A 20,120-nucleotide genomic window follows, 5' to 3' on the forward strand; every position below is an offset into this window, starting at 1 on the left:
CGAGATGGACACCGTCATCCGCGGCGCCCGCGTCGTCGACGGCACGGGCGCCCCCTCCTACCGGGCGGATGTCACCCTCCGCGAGGGCCGGATCGACCGGATCGCCCCCGAAGGCGGCCCGCGCGCCGCCGGCTCCCGCACGCTCGACGCCGACGGCCTCGCCCTGGCCCCCGGCTTCATCGACATGCACGCCCACTCGGACCTGGCCATCCTCCGCGACCCCGAGCACACCGCGAAGGCCGCCCAGGGGGTCACCCTGGAGGTGCTCGGCCAGGACGGGCTGTCGTACGCGCCCGCCGACGACACCACGCTCACCGCGATCCGCGAAGCGATCACCGGCTGGAACGGCGACGGCAGTGACATCGACTTCGACTGGCGCACGGTCGGCGGCTATCTGGACCGTATCGACCGCCAGGGCACGGCGATCAACGCCGCGTATCTGATCCCGCAGGGCAGCGTCCGCATGCTGGCGATGGGCTGGGACGACCGGCCGGCCGGCGCGGACGAACTCGCCACCATGAAGCGCCTGGTCGCCGAGGGGATGGCACAGGGCGCGATGGGCATGTCGTCCGGACTGACCTACACCCCCGGCATGTACGCCTCCGACGCGGAGCTGACCGAACTGTGCCGGGTGGTGGCGGAGTACGGCGGCTACTACTGCCCGCACCACCGCTCCTACGGAGCCGGTGCGCTGGAGGCGTACGCGGAGATGGTCGCGCTCGCCCACGAGGCGGGCTGCGCGCTCCATCTCGCGCACGCCACGATGAACTTCGGCGTCAACAAGGGCCGGGCACCCGAACTCCTCGCCCTCCTCGACGCGGCCCTCGCGGACGGCGCCGACATCACCCTGGACACCTACCCCTACACCCCGGGCTGCACCACGCTGGCCGCGATGCTGCCGAGCTGGGCCAACGAGGGCGGCCCCGAGGCGACGCTGGCGCGGCTGGCCGACCCGGCCACAGCGGCCCGTATCCGGCACGTGCTGGAGGTGGAGGGCGCCGACGGCTGCCACGGGGTGCCCATCGAGTGGGACACCATCGAGATCTCCGGCGTCAGCAACCCCTCGCTGGCCGGCCATGTGGGCCGTACGGTCGCCGAGTCCGCCGCGCTGCGCGGCGAGGAGCCATGGGAGACGGCACACCGGCTGCTGACCGAGGACCGGCTCGGCTCGACGATCCTGCAACACGTCGGCCATGAGGAGAACGTCCGAGCGATCATGCGGCACCGGGTGCACACCGGCGGCAGCGACGGCATTCTCCAGGGCGCCAAACCCCATCCCCGCGCCTACGGCACCTTCCCGCAGTATCTCGGCCGCTACGTACGCGAGTTGGGCATCCTCTCCCTGGAGGAGTGCGTCGCCCACCTCACCGGCCGCGCCGCCACCCGCCTGCACCTCCCCGACCGAGGAGTGATCCGCGAGGGCTATATGGCGGACCTGGTCCTCTTCGACCCGGAAACGGTCACGGCAACAGCCACCTTCGCCGAGCCCCGCTCCCTCCCCGTCGGCATCCCCTACGTCTTCGTCGCCGGCCACCCGGTCATCGCCGACGGCCACCGCACGGACGTCCTCCCCGGACGGGCGGTACGACGCACGGTGTGAGGACTAGTCCCGTACGGGGAATTGGGAGGTGTCGACCTCGATCCGCTCCCCTCAGCCGCACATTGCCGATCGCCCGCTCCCGGCAGGGACTACGCGTGCTGGTAGGCCACCAATGAAATCCCCACATAGTGGACGGCGAACGCGGCCAGGGTGAAGGAGTGGAAGACCTCGTGGAAGCCGAACCAGCGGGGTGAGGGGTTGGGGCGCTTGATGCCGTAGATGACGCCGCCCGCGCTGTAGAGGAGGCCGCCGACGATGACGCACACCAGCACCGCGATCCCGCCGGTCCGCATGAAGTCGGGCAGGAAGAAGACGGCGGCCCAGCCCATCGCGATGTAGCAGGGGGTGTAGAGCCAGCGCGGGGCGCCGACCCAGAAGACGCGGAAGGCGATGCCGAGACCGGCGGCTATCCAGATGCCCCACAGCAGCAGATCGCGCCGCCCGTCGGGGAGCAGCAGGATCGTCAGCGGGGTGTAGGTGCCCGCGATGATCAGGAAGATGTTGGCGTGGTCGAGCCGCCGCAGCACGGCGTTGACCCGCGGGCTCCAGTCACCGCGGTGGTAGAGCGCGCTGATCCCGAACAGCAGACAGGCCGTCAACGTGTAGACGGCGCAGGCGACTCGGCCGCGCGTGCTGTCGGCGAGCGCAGTCAGGAACATGCCGGAGACCAGCACCGCGGGGAACATGCCCAGATGCAGCCAGCCCCGCAGCTTGGGCTTGATGACCTGCGCCGCGGAGTGCGCCGATGCGGACAGCCGGGCGGCGGCCGAGTGACCGGCCGAGGACACGGCCGTAGCGGCGGCCGAGGGGGTGGACGAGTCGACGGCCCCGGGGGCGGACGAGTCGACGGCCGCGGGGGAATCGGGGTGCGGGGCCGGGCGGGAGGAGGTGGCGGAGGCCGTGGGGGAGGCCGAGCGGGAGTCGGACGAGGACGACGCGCCGGACGGTGGGGACGTCACAGCGGCGGGCTCCGAAGACGGGGACGCGGAGTCGGTCATCTCGCCATCGTACCTACGGGTTATTCCCACCTACGCGCCCGTAGGTTACGGGCCGCCGCCAGGCGGCATGACCCTGCGTGTCAGCTGGGAAGACCCTACGTGTCGACGGCCACACAACCCCCGTCTGGACAGAGAACCATTCGCATCGCATGATCAGATGAGCACAAGCGGCACCGGATGAGCGACGAGACAAACTGCCACGAATGCATCCGGGTCGCGGCCCCCAAGGGGCGCGCTGACAGTCGAAAAAACCCTCAAACGTCTGGAGCGATCGTGGCGCGCAGTTCTGCGGCTCCCCTCACCTCAACCTCGTCCACCTCGGCCCCCGGGGACGCCCCCACCCGCCATCAGGAGCTGCTCTCCTGGGTCGACGGGATCGCCGAGCTGACCCAACCCGACCGTGTCGTATGGTGCGACGGCTCCGAGGCCGAGTACGACCGCTTGTGCGAAGAGCTGGTCGCCAAGGGCACGTTCAAGAAACTCGACCCGGTCAAACGCCCCAACTCCTACTACGCCGCCTCCGATCCGTCGGACGTCGCCCGGGTCGAGGACCGCACCTTCATCTGCTCCGAGAAGGAGGAGGACGCGGGCCCCACGAACCACTGGAAGGACCCCGCGGAGATGCGCGACATCTTCACCGGGGAACAGGGCATCTTCCGCGGTTCGATGCGCGGCCGCACGATGTACGTCGTCCCGTTCTGCATGGGCCCCCTCGGCTCGCCGCTCTCGGCGCTGGGCGTGGAGATCACCGACTCCGCCTACGTGGCTGTCGCCATGCGCACCATGACCCGGATGGGACAGCCCGTGCTGGACGAGTTGGGCGAGGACGGCTTCTTCGTCAAGGCCGTGCACACCGTGGGCGCCCCGCTCGCCGAGGGCGAGGAGGACGTGCCGTGGCCGTGCAACTCGGCCAAGTACATCTCCCACTTCCCCGAGACCCGGGAGATCTGGTCGTACGGCTCCGGCTACGGCGGCAACGCGCTGCTCGGCAAGAAGTGCTACGCGCTGCGCATCGCCTCCGTGATGGCGCGCGACGAGGGCTGGCTGGCCGAGCACATGCTGGTGCTCAAGCTGACGCCGCCGCCCAACCAGGGGGCAGACCGAAGGTCTTCGTTTGAGGGTGGTGGCGGGCGACGGGCGGGCGAGGCCAAGTACGTGGCCGCGGCCTTCCCGTCCGCCTGCGGCAAGACGAACCTCGCCATGCTCCAGCCCACCGTCCCCGGCTGGACGGTCGAGACGATCGGCGACGACATCGCCTGGATGCGGTTCGGCGAGGACGGCCGCCTCTACGCCATCAACCCGGAGGCCGGCTTCTTCGGCGTGGCACCGGGCACCGGCGAGGACACCAACGCCAACGCCATGAAGACCTTGTGGGGCAACGCGGTCTTCACCAACGTCGCGCTCACCGACGACAACGACGTGTGGTGGGAGGGCATGACGGAAGAGCCACCGGCCCACCTCACCGACTGGAAGGGCAACGACTGGACGCCCCAGTCCGGCACCCCCGCCGCCCATCCCAACGCGCGGTTCACCGTTCCCGCCGGGCAGTGCCCGATCATCGCCCCCGAGTGGGAGGACCCCCGCGGGGTGCCGATCTCGGCCATCCTCTTCGGCGGCCGGCGCGCCTCCGCGGTCCCGCTGGTGACCGAGTCCTTCGACTGGCAGCACGGCGTCTTCCTGGGCGCCAACGTCGCCAGCGAGAAGACGGCGGCCGCCGAGGGCAAGGTCGGTGAACTGCGCCGCGACCCGTTCGCGATGCTGCCCTTCTGCGGGTACAACACGGGCGACTACTTCGGCCACTGGCTGGAGGTCGGCGAGCGGGCCGACGCGGCGAAGCTGCCGAAGATCTACTACGTCAACTGGTTCAAGAAGGACGAGAACGGAAAGTTCGTCTGGCCCGGCTTCGGCGAGAACAGCCGGGTGCTGAAGTGGATCGTGCAGCGGCTGAACGGGGAGGTCGAGGGCGTCGAGACCCCCATCGGCATCCTGCCGCGGAAGGAGGACCTCGACACCGAAGGGCTCGGCCTCTCCGAGGAAGAGCTGGACTTCGTACTCGCGGTCGACAAGGACGTCTGGCGCGACGAGGCGGCGCTCATCCCCGAGCACCTGAACACCTTCGGTGACCACACGCCGCGTGCCCTCTGGGACGAATACCGCGCCCTGGTGCAGCGCCTGGGATAACCGGCACGGCCGGTTGTGGGCAATCGTTCCGCAGGGGCGGAACGGGTGGGCACAACCGGCCCGCACGCCGCACGACGGCCGTACCCCGCACCGTGCAGTGGGCGCCCCTCGGGTGCGGCCCGGTGGTGGGTGCTGCGCTTGCCCACCCTGCTCCCCCAAGCTCTTCGAGCAGGGGGTACCCCCATGGGGGCACCTCCCGGCCGGAGGCTGGGGGAGCAGACCGCCCAAGCGCAGCAGCAGGGGCGAGGCCTTACGCCAGCACGGTCTCGGCGGCGGAGTGCGCCGCGAGGCGGGAGGTCATCAGCGCGGCGACTGCCTCATCGTCGCGGGAGGTGGCGACAGCCAGCGCGTTGCCGGCGAGGGTGCGCGCCCGCGCGTGGAGGGAGGCGACATGCTCGGCGTCGGCCCGCAGGGCTGAGGGCTCGGCGCGCAGCGGCGCCCTCCCGCCGAGGAGCCGCCCCGCATGGGCGGCGAGCTCACCAGCGGCGGCATCCAGCGAAGCGGAAGGCGTCAGCGCCCGCAACTCGTCCGTCACCGTCAGCAACGCGGTCAGGTGCCCCGCGAGGCGGATGTCCAGCTCCTCCTCGCGGGTGCGCCGCGGCAGTCCGGACTGGGTGCTCTCGGCCACGGTGTGGACCGACTTGGTGCGGATCGGTTCGTACATGGACGGCCTCCTGATGCGTACAGGAGGCCATCCTAACTTAGACTCCGTCTAAAGTTGTCTCATGTTCATCGAGTAGCTACAGATGCTCACAAACGGTCACGGCTGGCTGTAACCATCCAGGAAGCGACCGATCCTGGTCACCGCATCGCGCAGCTCTGTCACGCCGGGGAGATTGACGATCCGGAAGTGATCGGGCTCGGGCCAGTTGAACCCGGTGCCGTGGACGATCATGATCTTCTCGGCCCGCAGCAGATCGATCACCATCTGCCGGTCGTCCTTGATCTTGTACACCTTCGGGTCGAGCCGCGGAAACGCGTAGATGGCGCCCTTGGGCCGTACACACGAGACACCCGGGATCTGCGTCAGCAGCTCGTACGCCACGTCACGCTGCTCGCACAGCCGGCCGCCGGGCAGCACCAGGTCCTCGATCGACTGCCGTCCGCCCAGCGCGGCGGCGACCGCGTGCTGCGCGGGCATGTTCGCGCACAGCCGCATATTGGCGAGAATCGTCAGGCCCTCGATATAGCTCTCGGCGTGCGCCTTGGGCCCGCAGACGGCGAGCCAGCCGCTGCGGTAGCCGGCGACCCGGTACGACTTCGACAGCCCGTTGAACGTCAGTGTCAGCAGGTCGGGGGCGACGAGCGTGGTCGGGGTGTGCGTGGCGCCGTCGTAGAGGATCTTGTCGTAGATCTCGTCGGAGCACACGATCAGGTCGTGCCGGCGGGCGATGTCGGTGAGGCCGCGCAGCACCTCCTCGTCGTACACCGCGCCGGTGGGGTTGTTCGGGTTGATGATCACGAGCGCCTTGGTGCGGTCGGTGATCTTGCGCTCGACGTCCGCCAGATCGGGCATCCAGTCGGACTGCTCGTCGCAGCGGTAGTGCACCGCGGTGCCGCCCGCCAGTGAGACCGAGGCGGTCCACAGGGGGTAGTCGGGCGCCGGGACCAGCACCTCGTCGCCGTCGTCCAGCAGCGCCTGCATCGACATCTGGATCAGCTCGGAGACGCCGTTGCCCAGGTAGATGTCGTCGACCGACAGCTCGATGCCCTGCTTCTGGTAGTGCTGCATCACCGCGCGGCGTGCCGAGAGCAGCCCCTTCGCGTCGCCGTAGCCGTGCGCGGTGCCGACGTTGCGGAGCATGTCCTCGAGGATCTCCGGCGGGCAGTCGAAGCCGAACGCCGCCGGGTTGCCGGTGTTGAGCTTGAGGATCTGGTGCCCTGCCGCCTCCAGCCGCGTCGCCTCCTCCAGGACCGGGCCCCGGATCTCGTAACAGACATTGGCGAGCTTCGTCGACTGGATGACCTGCATAGCGCCACCCTACGGGCGCCGTTTACCGGCCGCTTCGTGTTTTCCCTCACCTCGGGGACCCCCGCGCCGCCGACCTCGGAGAGCGTATTGACAGTGCCTCCTATTTGAGAGTTACTGTCACTCTTGCTCGGAGGAAAGGGGCAGCCCCATGACCACCGCACCCCGCACCACGGCCCGCCGTTGGTGGGCGCTCGGGGCGCTCGGCGCCTGCATGCTCACGCTCGGATTCGATCTGACGATCCTGAACGTCGCGCTGCCCGAGATGGCGTCCCAACTGGACGCCGACACCGGCGACATGCAGTGGATCGTCGACGCGTACGTCGTCGTCTTCGCCGCGACGATGCTGCCCGCGGGCCTTCTCGGCGACCGCTTCGGCCGCCGGCGGCTGCTGATGGCGGGGCTCGCCGTCTTCGTCGTCGGCTCGCTGCTGGGCACCCTCGCCGACCGGCCGGGCTGGGTGATCGCGGCCCGCGCCGGGATGGGGCTGGGCGCGGCGCTGGTCTCCCCGCTGGTGCTGGCCGTGCTGCCGCCGCTCTTCCCGGACGAGAAGGAGCGCACCAAGGCCATCGCAGTGGTCACCGCGGCTGTCGCGGGCGGGATGCCGCTCGGTCCGATCGTCGGCGGCTGGCTGCTGGACCACTACTGGTGGGGCTCGATCTTCCTCGTCAACGTTCCGCTGGCGGCGCTCGGCATCCTCGCCTGTCTGCTCCTGCTGCCGGAGTCCCGCGACCCGTCGGCACCCCGCGTCGACCCGCTGAGCGGCGCGCTGGGCGTCGCAGGACTCGCCGCGCTCGTCTTCGCGATCATCGAGGGCCCGGCGCGCGGCTGGAGCGATCCGCTGGTCGTGGGGTTCTTCCCGGGGTCGGTGCTGCTGCTCGCCGGGTTGCTGCTGCGCGAGCGGCGCGCGGGGCAGCGCGGGGCCCGGCCGATGCTCGACCTCGAGCTGCTGCGCGCCCCCGGGTTCCGATGGAGCGCGCCCACGGTGACGTTGGTGACGATGGTGCTGTCCGGGCTGCTGTTCATCGTCCCGCAGTACCTTCAGGCGGTCCTCGGCCATGACGCGCTCGGCACCGGGGTGCGGCTGCTGCCGTTGATGGCCGGGATCGTGGTCGCGGCCCGGGCCGCCGGACCGCTGGCCGCGCGGCTGGGAGCCCGGCCGGTGATCGCCGCGGGCCTCACCGTGCTCGCGTTCGCCGCGTTCCTCGGCGCCCGTACCGGCACCGCCGACGGCTATCTGCTGGCCGCCACCTGGCTGACGATCACCGGGCTGGGCACCGGGCTCGCCATGGTGCCCGGCATGGACGCCGCCCTCGCCGCGCTCCCCGCCGACCGCACCGGCAGCGGATCGGGGCTGCTGATGACGGTACGGCAGATGGGCACGGCGCTCGGCATCGCGCTGCTGGGCAGCCTGCTCGCACAGACCTACACCGCGCGGCTGGAGGTGGACCGCGAGGCGGTGGGCGGGCCGGCCGCGGCAGCCGCGGAGGACTCGGTCGTCGCCGCCCACGCGGTCGCCGACAGGCTCGGCTCGCCCCGGCTCGCGGACGCCGCCGACGCCGCGTTCCTGGCCGGGATGAGCCAGGTGCTGCTGGTGTGCGGAGCGGCGGCGTTGGCAGGCGCCGTGCTGCTGGTGGCCGGGCCCCGCGCGCTGCCGCGGCGGCGCCGGACGGAGACCGGCGGTGTCGCGAACATGGCCCTGCCCGGGGACGATGCCCGACAATGAGATCCATGGCCCCCGCACGTACAGAATCCACCGACGACAGCGCCGCGGACACAGACCTCCCCCCGGCCAAGCCGAGTCTGCGCGAGCGCAAGAAGATCCAGACCCGCCAAGCCATCCGGCGGACCGCCTACCGCCTCTTCGAGGAACAGGGGTACGACGCCACGCCCGTCGACCAGATCGCCGAGGAGGCGGAGGTCTCCCCCAGCACCGTCTTCCGCTACTTCCCCACCAAGGAAGACATCGTGCTGACCGACGAGTACGACCCGTTGATCGAGGAGACGCTGCGGCAGCGCCCGCCGAACGAGCCCCCGGTCGCCGCCCTGCGCGAAGCCCTGTACTCCTCGATCGCCCGCATCTACCAGGCCGACGCCGCCGAGACCGTGCAGCGCATCCGTCTCATCCGGGAGGTGCCCGCACTGCGCGGCCGGATGAGCGAGCACTCCGCCGAGACGGCCTGGCTGCTGCGGCGCGCCCTCGCCGAGCGCACCGGCCGCTCGGAGGACGACCTCGAACTGCGCATCGTGACCGGCGCCATGCTCGGCGCGCTCACGGAGGCCATGTACGCGTGGGTGGACACCGGTATGGCGGGCACCCTGGAGGACCTGCGCGCCCTGGTCACGCGGTCGCTGGGCGTACTGGAACGCGGGCTGACGCTGTAGCTGGTGGCTGGTCTCCGGCCAGGGGCCGACTACCCCTCCCGCAGGGCGGCCTCCAATGCCTCCGGCTCCGTGACCGGTGCGGCACATACGAACCCGCGGCACACATAGGCGGCGGGCTTGCCCTCCACCAGCCCCCGGTCCCGTAGCAGCGGCACCTCGGAGGCACCCGGCGCACCCACGGCGATCACCGCGCCGGGTGCGTCGGACAGCAGGGCGGCCCGGTGCAGCGCACCGGCGCCCTCGTCGCCCACCACGGCAATCTCACGCGGTCCGTCCAGCAACGCCTCGCCGACGGCGAGCCCCCAGCCGAGGAACCGGGGTGCCCGTGCGGCCAGTTCGCGGACGACGCCGAGTGCCTGCTCGGCGGCCTCCCGGTACCGGTGGTCCCCGGTGTAGGCGCCGTATGTGAGGAGCGCGCCCGCGGCGGCGTTCCACCCGGAGGGCACCGCGTTGTCGGTGGGGTCCTGCGGGCGGCGGATCAGCTGTTCGGCGTCGTCGGCCGTGTCGTAGAGCGTGCCGTCCTCGCCGGCGAACCGCTCCAGCACCGTGTCCAGCAGCAGGCCCGCGCGGCGCAGCCACTCCGGGTCGCCGGTCACCGCGTAGAGCGTCAGCCAGCCCTCCGCCGTATCGGCGTAGTCCTCCAGCACCCCCGCGCTGCCGCCTGGGACTCCGTCGCGTGAGGTGCGCACCAGTCGCCGTCCCCCGTCGTGGGTGTGCACCTCGGCGAGCAGCCGCGCGGCACCGACGGCGGCTTCGACCAGGTCGGGCCGGTCGAAGTAGCTGCCGGTCTCGGCGAGCGCGGCGACGGCCAGGCCGTTCCAGGCGGTGACGACCTTGTCGTCGCGCTCGGGCCGGGGCCGGCCGGCGCGCGCCTCGAACAGCCTGCGCCGTACGGACTCGAAGCGGGCCGCGTCCATCAGCGGCGAGGCGCGGTCCGGGAGTTGCAGCACGGAGGCGCCGCCTTCGAAGGTGCCCTCGTCGGTGACGTGGAAGCACTCGGCGGCCAGCTGCGCGTCGGCCTCGCCCAGCACCTCGGCCAGCTGTGCGGGGGTCCAAACGTAGTAGGCGCCCTCGGCGTGGCCGCCGTGCCCGTCGTCGCTGTCGGCATCCAGCGCGGAGGCGAAACCGCCCTCGGCGGTGCCCAGTTCGCGGACCATGAAGCCCGCGGTCTCCAGGGCGACCCGGCGGGCCCGCTCCGCCCCCGTGGAGCGCCACAGATGCGCGTACACGCGGCACAGCAGTGCGTTGTCGTACAGCATCTTCTCGAAGTGCGGAACGACCCACTCCGCGTCGACGGAGTAGCGGGCGAACCCGCCTCCGAGCTGGTCGTAGATGCCGCCTCTGGCCATCGCCTCGCAGGTCGCCTCGACCATCTGCAGCGCGCCCTCGGAGCCGGTGCGGGCGTGGTGCCGCAGCAGGAACTCCAGCACCATCGACGGCGGGAACTTCGGCGCGCCGCCGAACCCTCCCCGCCGGGCGTCGAAGTCCTTGGTCAGCCCGAGCAGCGCGGCGCCCATCTCCTCGGCGCCGGGGGCCTGCGGCGCGCCCAGCCGGATGCTGCGCCCGGCCAGGTCGGCGCTGATCCGGGAGGCGACATCGGCCACCTCCTCGCGGCGGTCCTGCCACGCGGTCCGTACGCCCTCCAGGATCTGCCGGAAGGACGGCATGCCGTGCCGGGGCTCCGGCGGGAAGTACGTCCCGAAGTAGAACGGCTCGGCGTCCGGCGTCAGGAACACCGTCATCGGCCAGCCGCCCTGCCCGGTCGCGGCCTGCACGGCCTCCATGTAGACGGCGTCCACATCCGGGCGTTCCTCGCGGTCCACCTTCACGCTGACAAAGCTCTCGTTCATCAGCCGCGCCGTCGCCTCGTCCTCGAAGCTCTCGTGCGCCATCACATGGCACCAGTGGCAGCTCGCATACCCCACGCTGAGCAGCACCGGCACCCCGCGCCGCCGCGCCTCCTCGAACGCGCCCTGGCCCCAGGGCCACCATTCGACGGGGTTCTCCGCGTGCTGGAGCAGATACGGAGAGGTCTCTTCCGCGAGTCGATTCGCCATATGGCCATGGTGACGCACGGCCCCGACAGCCGCCGACTCGGCGAACGACTCCGCGAAGGAGCGGGCGGGGGTCTCAGTACGAGGCGCGGTCGCCGCCGGTGGCCTCCCAGCCGGCGACCGCGAGGGCGCGGTAGGCGGTGTAGGCGGCGGCGGGGTCGCCCTCGTCGACCCAGGGGATGGCGCCGACGTGGCCGTCGACCGCGGCGAGGGCCTCCATGGCCTCGCCGTAGCGCTCGGCACGGACGAGGAACCAGACGAGCAGATGCAGCACGTGCGGGCGTACCGGATGGTCGTCCTCGACCTGGTCGACGGCGTACTCGGCGGCCTCGATGGCCTTGCCGATCTCCTCGCTCTGGTAGAGGCCGCGGACCATGTTGACCTCGGGCAGGTGGTCGTAGGTCGCGAACAGCGGCAGCGCGGCCAGCAGCGAGCCCTCGGGGGCCTGCGCCGCGGCGGTGCGGGCGAAGGTGTCGGCCTGCTCCTTGGAGCCCATCCCCTTCGCCGACCAGTAGGGCAGCGCCGCGAGGTGGGCGCCCATGTGGTCGGGTGCCAGCCTGCGCACGGTGGCCCACAGCGACTCGAAGTCGGCCTCGCGGTAGCCGAGGTGGCGGGCGATGAACAGCTCGGTGATGTACGGCGTCGGGTCGGCGGGCGCGAGTTTCGCGGCGTCGTGCGCGACCTTGCGGGCTTCCTCCAGGATGATGCGGTGGTCGCCGGAGCCGGAGTCCGTCAACGCCTGGAAGACCAGGAACTGCGCGTACACCTGCGCGCCCCCGTGGTCACGCGGCTGCTCGGCCCGCCACTCCCGCAGCCACCGCGCGTCCCGCACCTGTGCGGCCTGCCGGTCCTTGCTGAACGACACCACATCGGGCGGCCCGTCCGCGCCCGCGGTGGCGCTGTGCGCCCGGGAGCGCGCCAGCTCCATCGCCGCCGCGCCCGCCAGGGACTGCACCCGCTGCCAGCGCAGCTCGTACTCGTCGCCGGTGAACGCCAGCAGCCGCGCCACCGGCTGCCAGTCCTGGGTGCGCTGGGCCTCCTCCAGCGCCTCGACCAGCTCCCGGTCGGGGCCCGGCAGCCGGATGTCGAGCTCGTCGGAGGGGACGAAGCCGTAACCGGCCGTCGGGTCGACCGCCTGGGTCAGCCCTCTCATACCGTCCTGCCGCGACCGCCTGCGGCGCAGCGCCGGGTAGACGGCCACACCGAAGATGGCGACGAGTGCGATCAGGAGGAGCAGGGCTTCCATGGCGTCGGATCTCCACGCTGTGTCGGGCTGTGGCACCTCCCGGCGGCCGGAGAGGCTCGGGGATGCCGGGTGGGGAGGCTGTGCGCCCCACTCCACCGTACGGCCCACTAGTCTCGCCCCCATGAGTGAGCAGCGCGACAACGGCATCGGCAGCGGGGCGGAATCACCGCGCCAGGTACAGCAGGGCTTCGAGACCCTCGCCATCCACGCGGGGCAGGCCGCCGACGAGAGCACGGGGGCGGTCGTACCGCCCATCCACCAGGTCTCCACCTACAAGCAGGACGGCGTCGGCGGGCTGCGCGGCGGCTATGAGTACAGCCGCTCCGCCAACCCGACCCGCACCGCGCTGGAGGAGAACCTGGCGGCGCTGGAGGGCGGCAGGCGGGGGCTGGCCTTCGCCTCGGGGCTGGCTGCCGAGGACTGCCTGCTGCGCACGCTGCTCAGCCCCGGCGACCATGTGGTCATCCCCGACGACGCGTACGGCGGCACCTTCCGGCTCTTCGCGCGGGTCGCCGAGCGGTGGGGCGTGCAGTGGTCGGTGGCCGACTCCTCCGACCCGGCCGCCGTACGGGCCGTACTGCGGGAGCGCACCAAGGCCGTCTGGGTGGAGACCCCCTCCAATCCGCTGCTGGGCATCACCGACATCGCGGCGGTCGCCCAGGTGGCGCACGAGGGGGGCGCGCGGCTCGTCGTCGACAACACCTTCGCCAGCCCGTATCTCCAGCAGCCGCTGGCGCTCGGCGCCGATGTCGTCGTGCACTCGACGACGAAGTACATGGGCGGCCACTCCGACGTGGTGGGCGGCGCGCTGGTCGTCACCGATCCGGCGCTCGGCGACGAACTGGCCTTCCACCAGAACGCGATGGGTGGTATCGCCGGGCCGTTCGACTCCTGGCTGGTGATGCGCGGCATCAAGACGCTGGGCGTGCGGATGGACCGGCACGGGGAGAACGCGGCCCGCGTGGTGCAGCTGCTGACCACCCACCCGAAGGTCACCGAGGTCTTCTACCCCGGGCTGCCCACGCACCCCGGGCACGAGATCGCCGCCAAGCAGATGCGGGGCTACGGCGGGATGGTGTCCTTCCGGGTCGCGGGCGGCGAGGAGGCCGCCGTACGGGTGTGCGACAGGGCGCAGCTGTTCACGCTGGGTGAGTCGCTCGGTGGTGTCGAGTCCCTGATCGAGCACCCCGGCCGGATGACCCACGCCTCGGCGGCCGGCTCCGCGCTGGAGGTCCCCGCCGATCTGGTCCGCCTCTCGGTGGGCATCGAGTCGGCCGACGATCTACTGGCGGACCTGACCCAGGCGCTGGGCTGAGGGGGCCCGTAAGAGGCACCCCCTCACCAGCCCACCGCAGGTGGCGTCGTCGTCGGGGGCGGGTCCGACCAGGGGTGGAGGGTGAGGGACCAGACGCCGAGCGCCAGCAGTCCGGCCAGCACCATGGTCCACAGCGCCGTACGCAGTACCCGGCGCCGCCGCAGCAGGCGGGCCCCGTCCGCGAGGGCCCGCTCGGCGAGGTCGGCGGGCACGGGCTCGGCGGTGCGCTGCACCAACAGGCGCCGCACCTCGGCCTCTTTGCGGTCAGGCAGGCTCATGCGCCGCCCTCGCATCCTCGCGTGGGCGGCTGAGCACCGTCGCCATGGCGCGGGTGTGCAGCGCGCGCACCCGCTCGACGGGGAGCCCCAGCCCGGCGGCGGCCTGTTCCTCGGCCACCCCCTCGTACAGCCGCAGCACCAGCACCAGCCGCTCCTGCGGGGTCAGCACTCCCAGCAGTCCGCCCCGCGCGCGTCGGTGCCGCCAGCCGGTGTGGGCGAAGCGTGCGGCCAGCGTCTGCCGGGTGCGGTCGTAGGGATCCTCGCCGCGCAGCCTGCCCCAGTCGGCCCGGGTGCGGGCGAGCGCCCACACCAGCAGCCGCTCCGCCTCGGGCGCGGCGCCTGGAGGTTCGGTGGTCAGCAGTGTGGCGGCATGCAGCAGCCGGCCACCCGCGCCCGCGACGAACGCCTCGAACTCCCGGGCGCGGAGGCGCTCCTGCCGTGCCTGACGCTCTCGCACGCCGCCTCCCGTGCCGCCTATAGGACGGCAGGCGGGCAGATCAAATCAAGAGGCGTGCCAGGGGCTGGGGCGCAGGAAAGCCGGACTTGTCAGGAACCGGGCCTCGGGGGCTGCGCGAGGCTGCTCGGGTGCAGTTCGAGCATCGACGTGTTGAAGCGCGTCAGCAGCGTGCAGAACGTCGCGCGCTCCTCGTCGGTCCAGTCCTTGGTGATGAGCTGCATCAGGTTGCGGCGCGAGGAGCGCACCTCCTCCAGCCTGGCCTCGCCGCGCGGCGAGAGCTGGAGCACGACAGCGCGCCCGTCCTCGGGGTGCGAGGTCCGCTTGACCAGGCCGGATTCGACGAGCGGTGCGACCTGCCGGGTCACCGTCGAGGAGTCGATGCCCATGCCCGCCGCGAGCGCCTTGACGCCCATCGGGCCCTCCTGGTCGAGCCGGTTGAGCAGGAGGTAGGCCGCGCGGTCCATGGAGTTGCGGGCCTGACCGAGCCCGCCGAGCCGGGTCTGCTCCGCCCGGCGCGCGTACACGGCCAGCTGGTGCTGCATCGCGTCCAGCACGGCGGTCGGGGAAGCGGCATCGGGGGCGGCTGAGGCGGTGGCACCGTCGTCGGCAGGCACCGCGGGTTCGTTGTCCGGCGCGTCGGGGGTGTCTGTCGTCATGTCCGGGTGCGTGGGCATGGCAGGTGCGCTCACTTCGTCGGTCTGCGGGATTTTTTGTGGAATTTTGACAGTTCTGGGGTGGTCTATTGGGTGGGTCGACCCTGAGGTGGTGGGCACAGAGTACGCGGAGCAGCCCCAAGTCGTACCTCCAGTGCACAAACCAGTGACGCGGACCACCCCGGCCCCCCGCCTCCGCCCGGCACCCGTCCGCCTGCCTGCCCGGGCGCTGACTGCCAGACTGGCCGAATGGTCACCAGTGCAACGCCCTCCACCCCCTCCGAGCACCGCGAACTCCCCGTCTCGCTGGACGACGTACGCCTCGCGCAGAAGACCCTCGCAGGAGTCGCCCGTACGACTGCCGTCGAGGGCAGCCGGCACCTCTCCTCGCTGGTCGGCTCGCCCGTCCACCTCAAGTGCGAGAACCTCCAGCGCACCGGATCGTTCAAGCTGCGCGGCGCGTACGTACGGATCGCGGGGCTCTCGCCCGAGGAGCGGCGGCGCGGGGTGGTCGCCGCGAGCGCGGGCAACCACGCGCAGGGCGTCGCCCTCGCGGCCTCGCTGCTGGGCGTGACCTCCACGGTCTTCATGCCGGTGGGGGCGCCGCTGCCGAAGGTCGCGGCCACCCGTGAGTACGGGGCCAGGGTGCGGATGCACGGCCAGGTCGTGGACGAGACCCTGGAGGCCGCCAAGGAGTACGCGCACGCCACCGGTGCCGTCTTCATCCACCCCTTCGACCACCCGCATGTGGTGGCAGGCCAGGGCACCCTGGGCCTGGAGCTGCTGGAACAGATCCCCGAGGTGCGGACCGTCGTGGTGGGCGTCGGCGGTGGCGGACTGCTCGCGGGGATGGCGGTGGCCATCAAGACGCTGCGCCCTGACGTGCGGCTGATCGGGGTGCAGGCCGAGGGGTCGGCCGCGTATCCGCCGTCGCTGCGGACCGGCCGCCCGGTGGCACTGGAGTCGGTCTCGACCATGGCGGACGGCATCAAGGTCGGCAAGCCGGGCGACGTACCGTTCGAGATCATCCGCACCCTGGTGGACGACATCCACACGGTGTCCGAAGACGCCCTCTCCAGCGCGCTGTTGCTCTGTCTGGAACGGGCCAAGCTGGTGGTGGAGCCCGCCGGGGCGAGCTCGGTGGCAGCGCTGTTGTCGGCTCCGCACAGCTTCGAGGGCCCGGTCGCCGCGGTGCTCTCGGGCGGGAACGTCGACCCCCTCGTCATGCAGCGGACGCTGCGGCACGGCATGGCCGCGGCCGGGCGCTATCTGTCACTGCGGCTGCGCCTCTCGGACCGGCCGGGGGCGCTGGCGGCGCTGCTCGGGGAGCTGTCGGTGATGGACGCCAACGTGCTGGACGTGAGCCATGTGCGGACCGACCCGCGGCTCGGCCTGGACGAGGTGGAGGTCGAGCTGCACCTGGAGACGAAGGGCCCCGAGCACTGCGTCGAGGTCGCCTCGGGGCTGCGGGCGGCGGGCTACACGGTGATGAGCTGAGAGACCGGAGAGCCGGAGGCGGACTATCGCGTATTTGTTGACGCGATACATCGCGTTACTTCATACTGCTGTGCGACGGGCTTCGCCCGTAGTGCATTCCGTACATGCCGGAACTGTCCGGCGGATCTAGCATCTTCGTAGAGCTTCACGCTCCACACTCTGGGAGTCCATCCATGCCAGGTGCCATTTACGCCGAGGGACTGGTGAAGACCTTCGGCGAGGTGAGGGCTCTGGACGGCGTCGATCTCGACGTCCCCGAATCCACCGTGCTCGGCCTGCTGGGGCCGAACGGCGCGGGCAAGACCACCGCGGTCCGGGTGCTGACCACACTCTTGCAGCCCGACGCGGGCAAGGCCGTCGTCGCCGGTGTCGACGTGCTGAAGAACCCCACGGCGGTACGCCGCTCGATCGGCCTCTCCGGCCAGTTCGCGGCAGTCGACGAGTATCTGACCGGCCGCGAGAACCTGCAAATGGTCGGGCAGCTCTACCAGATGTCGGCACGCGACGCGAAGAAGCGCGCGTCCGAACTGCTGGAGCGCTTCAACCTGGCCGACGCAGCCGACCGTACGACCAAGACGTATTCGGGCGGCATGCGCCGCCGCCTCGACCTCGCCGCCGCGCTGGTCGTCAGCCCGCCCGTGATGTTCATGGACGAGCCGACCACGGGCCTCGACCCGCGCAACCGGCAGCAGTTGTGGGAGGTCATCGAGGAACTGGTCGCCGGCGGCACGACGCTGCTGCTGACGACGCAGTATCTGGAGGAGGCCGACCGGCTCGCGCACGACATCGCCGTCGTCGACCGCGGCAAGGTCATCGCCCGCGGCACCTCCGACCAGCTCAAGGCCCAGACCGGCGGCGAGCGCATCGAGGTCGTCGTCCACGAGCGCGAGCACATCCCCGCGGCGATGGACGTCCTCAACAGCTACGGGCTGCGCAGCACGGCGCATGAGGGCTGCACCGTCGAGCAGCACACCCGCAAGCTGACCGTCCCGGTCACCGGCGGCGCCAAGCTCCTCGCCGAGGTCATCAGGGAGCTGGACGCACGCGGTATCGAAATCGACGACATCGGCCTGCGCCGCCCCACCCTCGACGACGTCTTCATCTCCCTGACCGGCCACGCGGCCGAGGCCGAACGGGAGCTGGAAGCCACCCGCGGCAACCCGCCCGAGGACGAGTCCGCCGACACCACCCCGCACACGCCCGAGTCCGAGGAGGCCACGAAGTGACTGCCACAGCGCAGGCGGCGCCGACAGCCCCCAGCGGGCGCGGCGGCCTCACCCAGTCGATAACCGACTCTCTCGTGATGGCCAAGCGCAACCTGATACGCATGGTGCGCATACCCGAGGTCGTCATCTTCGGGCTGATCCAGCCGATCATGTTCGTGGTGCTGTTCAGCTATGTCTTCGGCGGCTCCATCAAGGTGCCGGGCGCCGGGACGGACCCCGGCTCCTACCGCGAGTTCCTGATGGCGGGCATCTTCGCGCAGACCGTCACCTTCGCGACGGCGGGCGCCAGCGCCGGCATCGCCGAGGACATGCACAAGGGCCTCGTCGACCGGTTCCGCTCGCTGCCGATGACCCGCGGCGCCGTGCTGACCGGACGCACCATCGCCGACCTCGTGCAGACGGCACTGACGCTGGTCGTCCTCGCCGTCGTGGCGGCCATCGTCGGCTGGGCGCCGCACAACGGCCTCCTCGACGCCCTGGCCGGCTTCGGGCTGCTGTTGCTGCTCGGCTACGCGTTCACCTGGATCGGTGCGCTGATCGGGCTCTCCGTACGTACTCCGGAGGCCGCCACCTCCGGCGGGCTGATCTGGCTGTTCCCGCTGACGTTCATCTCCGTCGCGTTCGTGCCCTCGCAGAACATGCCGACGTTCCTCCAGCACGTCGCGGAGTGGAACCCGTTCAGCGCGACGGTGGTCGCCTGCCGTGAGCTGTTCGGCAATCTGCCGCCGCACTACCCGGTGCCGGACGCCTGGCCGATGCAGCACCCGGCATGGGCCTCGCTGCTCTGGTCCGTCGCCATCGTCGTGGTCTTCCGCACCCTGGCGGTCCGCAAGTACCGCTCGGCGACGGCGTGAGCACACACCGAAGGCGGACGGCCCGCGCTGCTGCGCGGGCCGTCCGCCTTCGGTGTTCGGGGTCCCGGCCCGCAGGCTCGGGGAGGGGGTGCCCTGCCAGGGTCCAGCCCCGGCTGGGGCTCAGCTCTGGTACGGCTTGGCCTCCAGGATGCGGACCGAGGCCATCTTGCCGTTCGGCAGCTCGTACTCGGCGTCCTGGCCGACCTTCTTGCCCATCACGCCGGAGCCCAACGGCGACTGCGGAGAGTAGGTCTCGATGTCCGAGCTGGCGTACTCACGGGACGCCAGCAGGAAGGTGATGGTGTCGTCCTCGTCGCCGTCGAAGGCGATCTTGACCACCATGCCGGGCTCGACCACACCGTCGTCCGCCGGAGCCTCACCGACCTTGGCGTTCTCCAGGAGCTGCTGAAGCTGCCGGATCCGCAGCTCCTGCTTGCCCTGTTCCTCCTTGGCCGCGTGGTACCCGCCGTTCTCGCGGAGGTCGCCCTCCTCGCGAGCCGCCTCGATCTTCTTGGAGATCTCGGTGCGTGCAGGACCCGACAGGTACTCCAGCTCGGCCTTGAGCTGGGCGTACGCCTCCTGGGTCAGCCAGGTGACGTTCTCGCTGGTCTGGGTCACAGGTGCTCCTCGTCGGTACTGGGGATATCAGCTGATGCAGCAAACGCCCTACCAGAAAGGGTGCGCCTTCACTGGTGGGCGAAACCACGAGCTTAACAATTCCGCCGGAAAAGGGAAGAAGACCCTCGCTCCGCCGCAGGTCAGCGCGGTGCGCGAGGCATGGCGGTGGGCAAGGCAGAGCCGGCCGCCGCCGGGCTCACTGCTGCTGGCAGCCCACCAGCTCCGCGCTGGTGGCGCGAGCCGTCGTACGCACCGTGATCACCTTGTCGACGCGGGAGCTCCCGTTGCGGAACTCCACCTCCTTGCGGCCGACCTCGCTGCCGTCCTCCGCCCGGGTACGCAGCGTGCACACGCCCGCGGCATCGGCGTCCTTGCGGACCTCCAGATGCACTTCGACCGCGCTGTCGGAGACGACCTTGAACTTGATCAGTTCGCCGCTCACGTCCTGGCTCGACACGTAGGAGGCCCCGATCCAGCCGATCAGCGCGAGCATCAGCACACCCAGCACCCCGCCGGTGATCTTCAGACGGCGGTCCGTGCGCGCCTCCGCGCTCCCGCCCCGGCCAGCTGAGCTGCCCGCCGTGCGCCCGTAACGCCCTTCGGGGACCTGTTGGCGCAGGTCAACCATGGTCCGTTCCTCTCGGCATGCGCTCCGGCGGCGCCCTGGAGGGCCGGGCCGGAGCTGAGCGGGGTCGTACCGGGAATACATCACGGTGCTGATTCGGTCACTATAGGAGCCGCTCGCGAAACCGCTGAAGGCGGGCCGGGCCGATGGCGGAGCCGCTTTGA

Annotated in this window: 18 protein-coding genes; 8 read left to right on the top strand and 10 right to left on the bottom strand. The window is 71.2% G+C overall.

Translation table 11 applies throughout. The features are described from left to right. Positions 1 to 4: 4 nt before the first annotated feature. Complete coding sequence (locus ACQEU8_RS13245) at positions 5 to 1,600, top strand: N-acyl-D-amino-acid deacylase family protein (protein WP_433100156.1); 1,596 nt, start codon at positions 5 to 7, stop codon at positions 1,598 to 1,600. 89 nt (positions 1,601 to 1,689) lie between these two features. Here the strand turns inward: ACQEU8_RS13245 and trhA are convergent, their stop codons facing one another. Beyond that, the gene (gene trhA, locus ACQEU8_RS13250) at positions 1,690 to 2,355 is read right to left on the bottom strand and encodes a PAQR family membrane homeostasis protein TrhA (protein ID WP_433102353.1); all 666 of its coding nucleotides are present in this window, start codon (positions 2,353 to 2,355) and stop codon (positions 1,690 to 1,692) included. 516 nt (positions 2,356 to 2,871) lie between these two features. Here trhA and ACQEU8_RS13255 point away from each other — a divergent pair. Further along, entirely contained in the window at positions 2,872 to 4,779 is a 1,908-nt protein-coding gene (locus ACQEU8_RS13255; protein ID WP_433100158.1) for a phosphoenolpyruvate carboxykinase (GTP), read from the top strand. 250 nt (positions 4,780 to 5,029) lie between these two features. On the opposite strand, the gene ACQEU8_RS13260 is transcribed toward ACQEU8_RS13255, so the two are convergent. Together ACQEU8_RS13260 and ACQEU8_RS13265 are read right to left on the bottom strand one after the other, a co-directional pair. Further along, positions 5,030 to 5,443 (bottom strand): hypothetical protein, encoded by a 414-nt coding sequence (locus ACQEU8_RS13260; protein WP_433100160.1) that lies wholly within the window; start codon positions 5,441 to 5,443, stop codon positions 5,030 to 5,032. A 96-nt stretch (positions 5,444 to 5,539) separates the two neighbouring features. Beyond that, positions 5,540 to 6,751 carry a pyridoxal phosphate-dependent aminotransferase gene (locus ACQEU8_RS13265; RefSeq protein ID WP_433100162.1) on the bottom strand — a complete coding sequence of 404 codons (1,212 nt, stop codon included), beginning with the start codon at positions 6,749 to 6,751 and terminating at the stop codon, positions 5,540 to 5,542. Positions 6,752 to 6,962: 211 nt separating this feature from the next. On the opposite strand from ACQEU8_RS13265, the gene ACQEU8_RS13270 reads away from it, so the two are divergent. Together ACQEU8_RS13270 and ACQEU8_RS13275 are read left to right on the top strand one after the other, a co-directional pair. Then, entirely contained in the window at positions 6,963 to 8,474 is a 1,512-nt protein-coding gene (locus ACQEU8_RS13270) for an MFS transporter (RefSeq protein WP_433102355.1), read from the top strand. A gap of 5 nt (positions 8,475 to 8,479) precedes the next feature. After that, entirely contained in the window at positions 8,480 to 9,133 is a 654-nt protein-coding gene (locus ACQEU8_RS13275; protein ID WP_433100164.1) for a TetR/AcrR family transcriptional regulator, read from the top strand. Positions 9,134 to 9,162: 29 nt separating this feature from the next. Here ACQEU8_RS13275 and ACQEU8_RS13280 read toward each other — a convergent pair whose 3' ends face one another. After that, positions 9,163 to 11,190, bottom strand: a complete 2,028-nt coding sequence (locus ACQEU8_RS13280; RefSeq protein ID WP_433100166.1) for a thioredoxin domain-containing protein — start codon at positions 11,188 to 11,190, stop codon at positions 9,163 to 9,165. 73 nt (positions 11,191 to 11,263) lie between these two features. Beyond that, positions 11,264 to 12,433, bottom strand: a complete 1,170-nt coding sequence (locus ACQEU8_RS13285) for a hypothetical protein (protein ID WP_433100168.1) — start codon at positions 12,431 to 12,433, stop codon at positions 11,264 to 11,266. Between the two features lie 121 nt (positions 12,434 to 12,554). Between ACQEU8_RS13285 and ACQEU8_RS13290 the strand changes: the two genes are divergently transcribed. Next, a complete protein-coding gene (locus ACQEU8_RS13290) occupies positions 12,555 to 13,748 on the top strand; it encodes a cystathionine gamma-synthase (protein ID WP_433100170.1) in 1,194 nt (397 codons plus the stop codon). A gap of 23 nt (positions 13,749 to 13,771) precedes the next feature. On the opposite strand, the gene ACQEU8_RS13295 is transcribed toward ACQEU8_RS13290, so the two are convergent. The 3 genes from ACQEU8_RS13295 to ACQEU8_RS13305 form a co-directional block, all read right to left on the bottom strand. Further along, positions 13,772 to 14,026 (bottom strand): hypothetical protein, encoded by a 255-nt coding sequence (locus ACQEU8_RS13295; RefSeq protein WP_433100172.1) that lies wholly within the window; start codon positions 14,024 to 14,026, stop codon positions 13,772 to 13,774. Then, a complete protein-coding gene (locus ACQEU8_RS13300) occupies positions 14,013 to 14,483 on the bottom strand; it encodes a sigma factor-like helix-turn-helix DNA-binding protein (RefSeq protein WP_433100174.1) in 471 nt (156 codons plus the stop codon). The genes ACQEU8_RS13295 and ACQEU8_RS13300 overlap by 14 nt, the downstream gene beginning before the upstream one ends. 89 nt (positions 14,484 to 14,572) lie before the next feature. Further along, entirely contained in the window at positions 14,573 to 15,157 is a 585-nt protein-coding gene (locus ACQEU8_RS13305; RefSeq protein ID WP_433100176.1) for a MarR family winged helix-turn-helix transcriptional regulator, read from the bottom strand. 228 nt (positions 15,158 to 15,385) lie between these two features. On the opposite strand from ACQEU8_RS13305, the gene ilvA reads away from it, so the two are divergent. The 3 genes from ilvA to ACQEU8_RS13320 all read left to right on the top strand — a co-directional run bounded on the left by ilvA (position 15,386) and on the right by ACQEU8_RS13320 (position 18,713). After that, on the top strand, positions 15,386 to 16,633 hold the full coding sequence (ilvA, locus tag ACQEU8_RS13310; protein WP_433100178.1) for a threonine ammonia-lyase: 1,248 nt from the start codon (positions 15,386 to 15,388) through the stop codon (positions 16,631 to 16,633). Positions 16,634 to 16,806: 173 nt separating this feature from the next. After that, positions 16,807 to 17,859 carry an ATP-binding cassette domain-containing protein gene (locus tag ACQEU8_RS13315; protein ID WP_433100180.1) on the top strand — a complete coding sequence of 351 codons (1,053 nt, stop codon included), beginning with the start codon at positions 16,807 to 16,809 and terminating at the stop codon, positions 17,857 to 17,859. Next, complete coding sequence (locus ACQEU8_RS13320; protein WP_433100182.1) at positions 17,856 to 18,713, top strand: ABC transporter permease; 858 nt, start codon at positions 17,856 to 17,858, stop codon at positions 18,711 to 18,713. The genes ACQEU8_RS13315 and ACQEU8_RS13320 overlap by 4 nt, the downstream gene beginning before the upstream one ends. Positions 18,714 to 18,833: 120 nt before the next feature. Here ACQEU8_RS13320 and greA read toward each other — a convergent pair whose 3' ends face one another. Together greA and ACQEU8_RS13330 are read right to left on the bottom strand one after the other, a co-directional pair. Continuing rightward, complete coding sequence (gene greA, locus ACQEU8_RS13325) at positions 18,834 to 19,331, bottom strand: transcription elongation factor GreA (RefSeq protein WP_433100184.1); 498 nt, start codon at positions 19,329 to 19,331, stop codon at positions 18,834 to 18,836. 196 nt (positions 19,332 to 19,527) lie between these two features. Further along, positions 19,528 to 19,959 (bottom strand): DUF4307 domain-containing protein, encoded by a 432-nt coding sequence (locus tag ACQEU8_RS13330; protein ID WP_433100186.1) that lies wholly within the window; start codon positions 19,957 to 19,959, stop codon positions 19,528 to 19,530. Positions 19,960 to 20,120 lie beyond the last annotated feature (161 nt).

Origin of the sequence: Streptomyces sp. CA-250714, assembly GCF_050936705.1 — a bacterium.
Classification (GTDB): Bacteria; Actinomycetota; Actinomycetes; order Streptomycetales; family Streptomycetaceae; genus Streptomyces.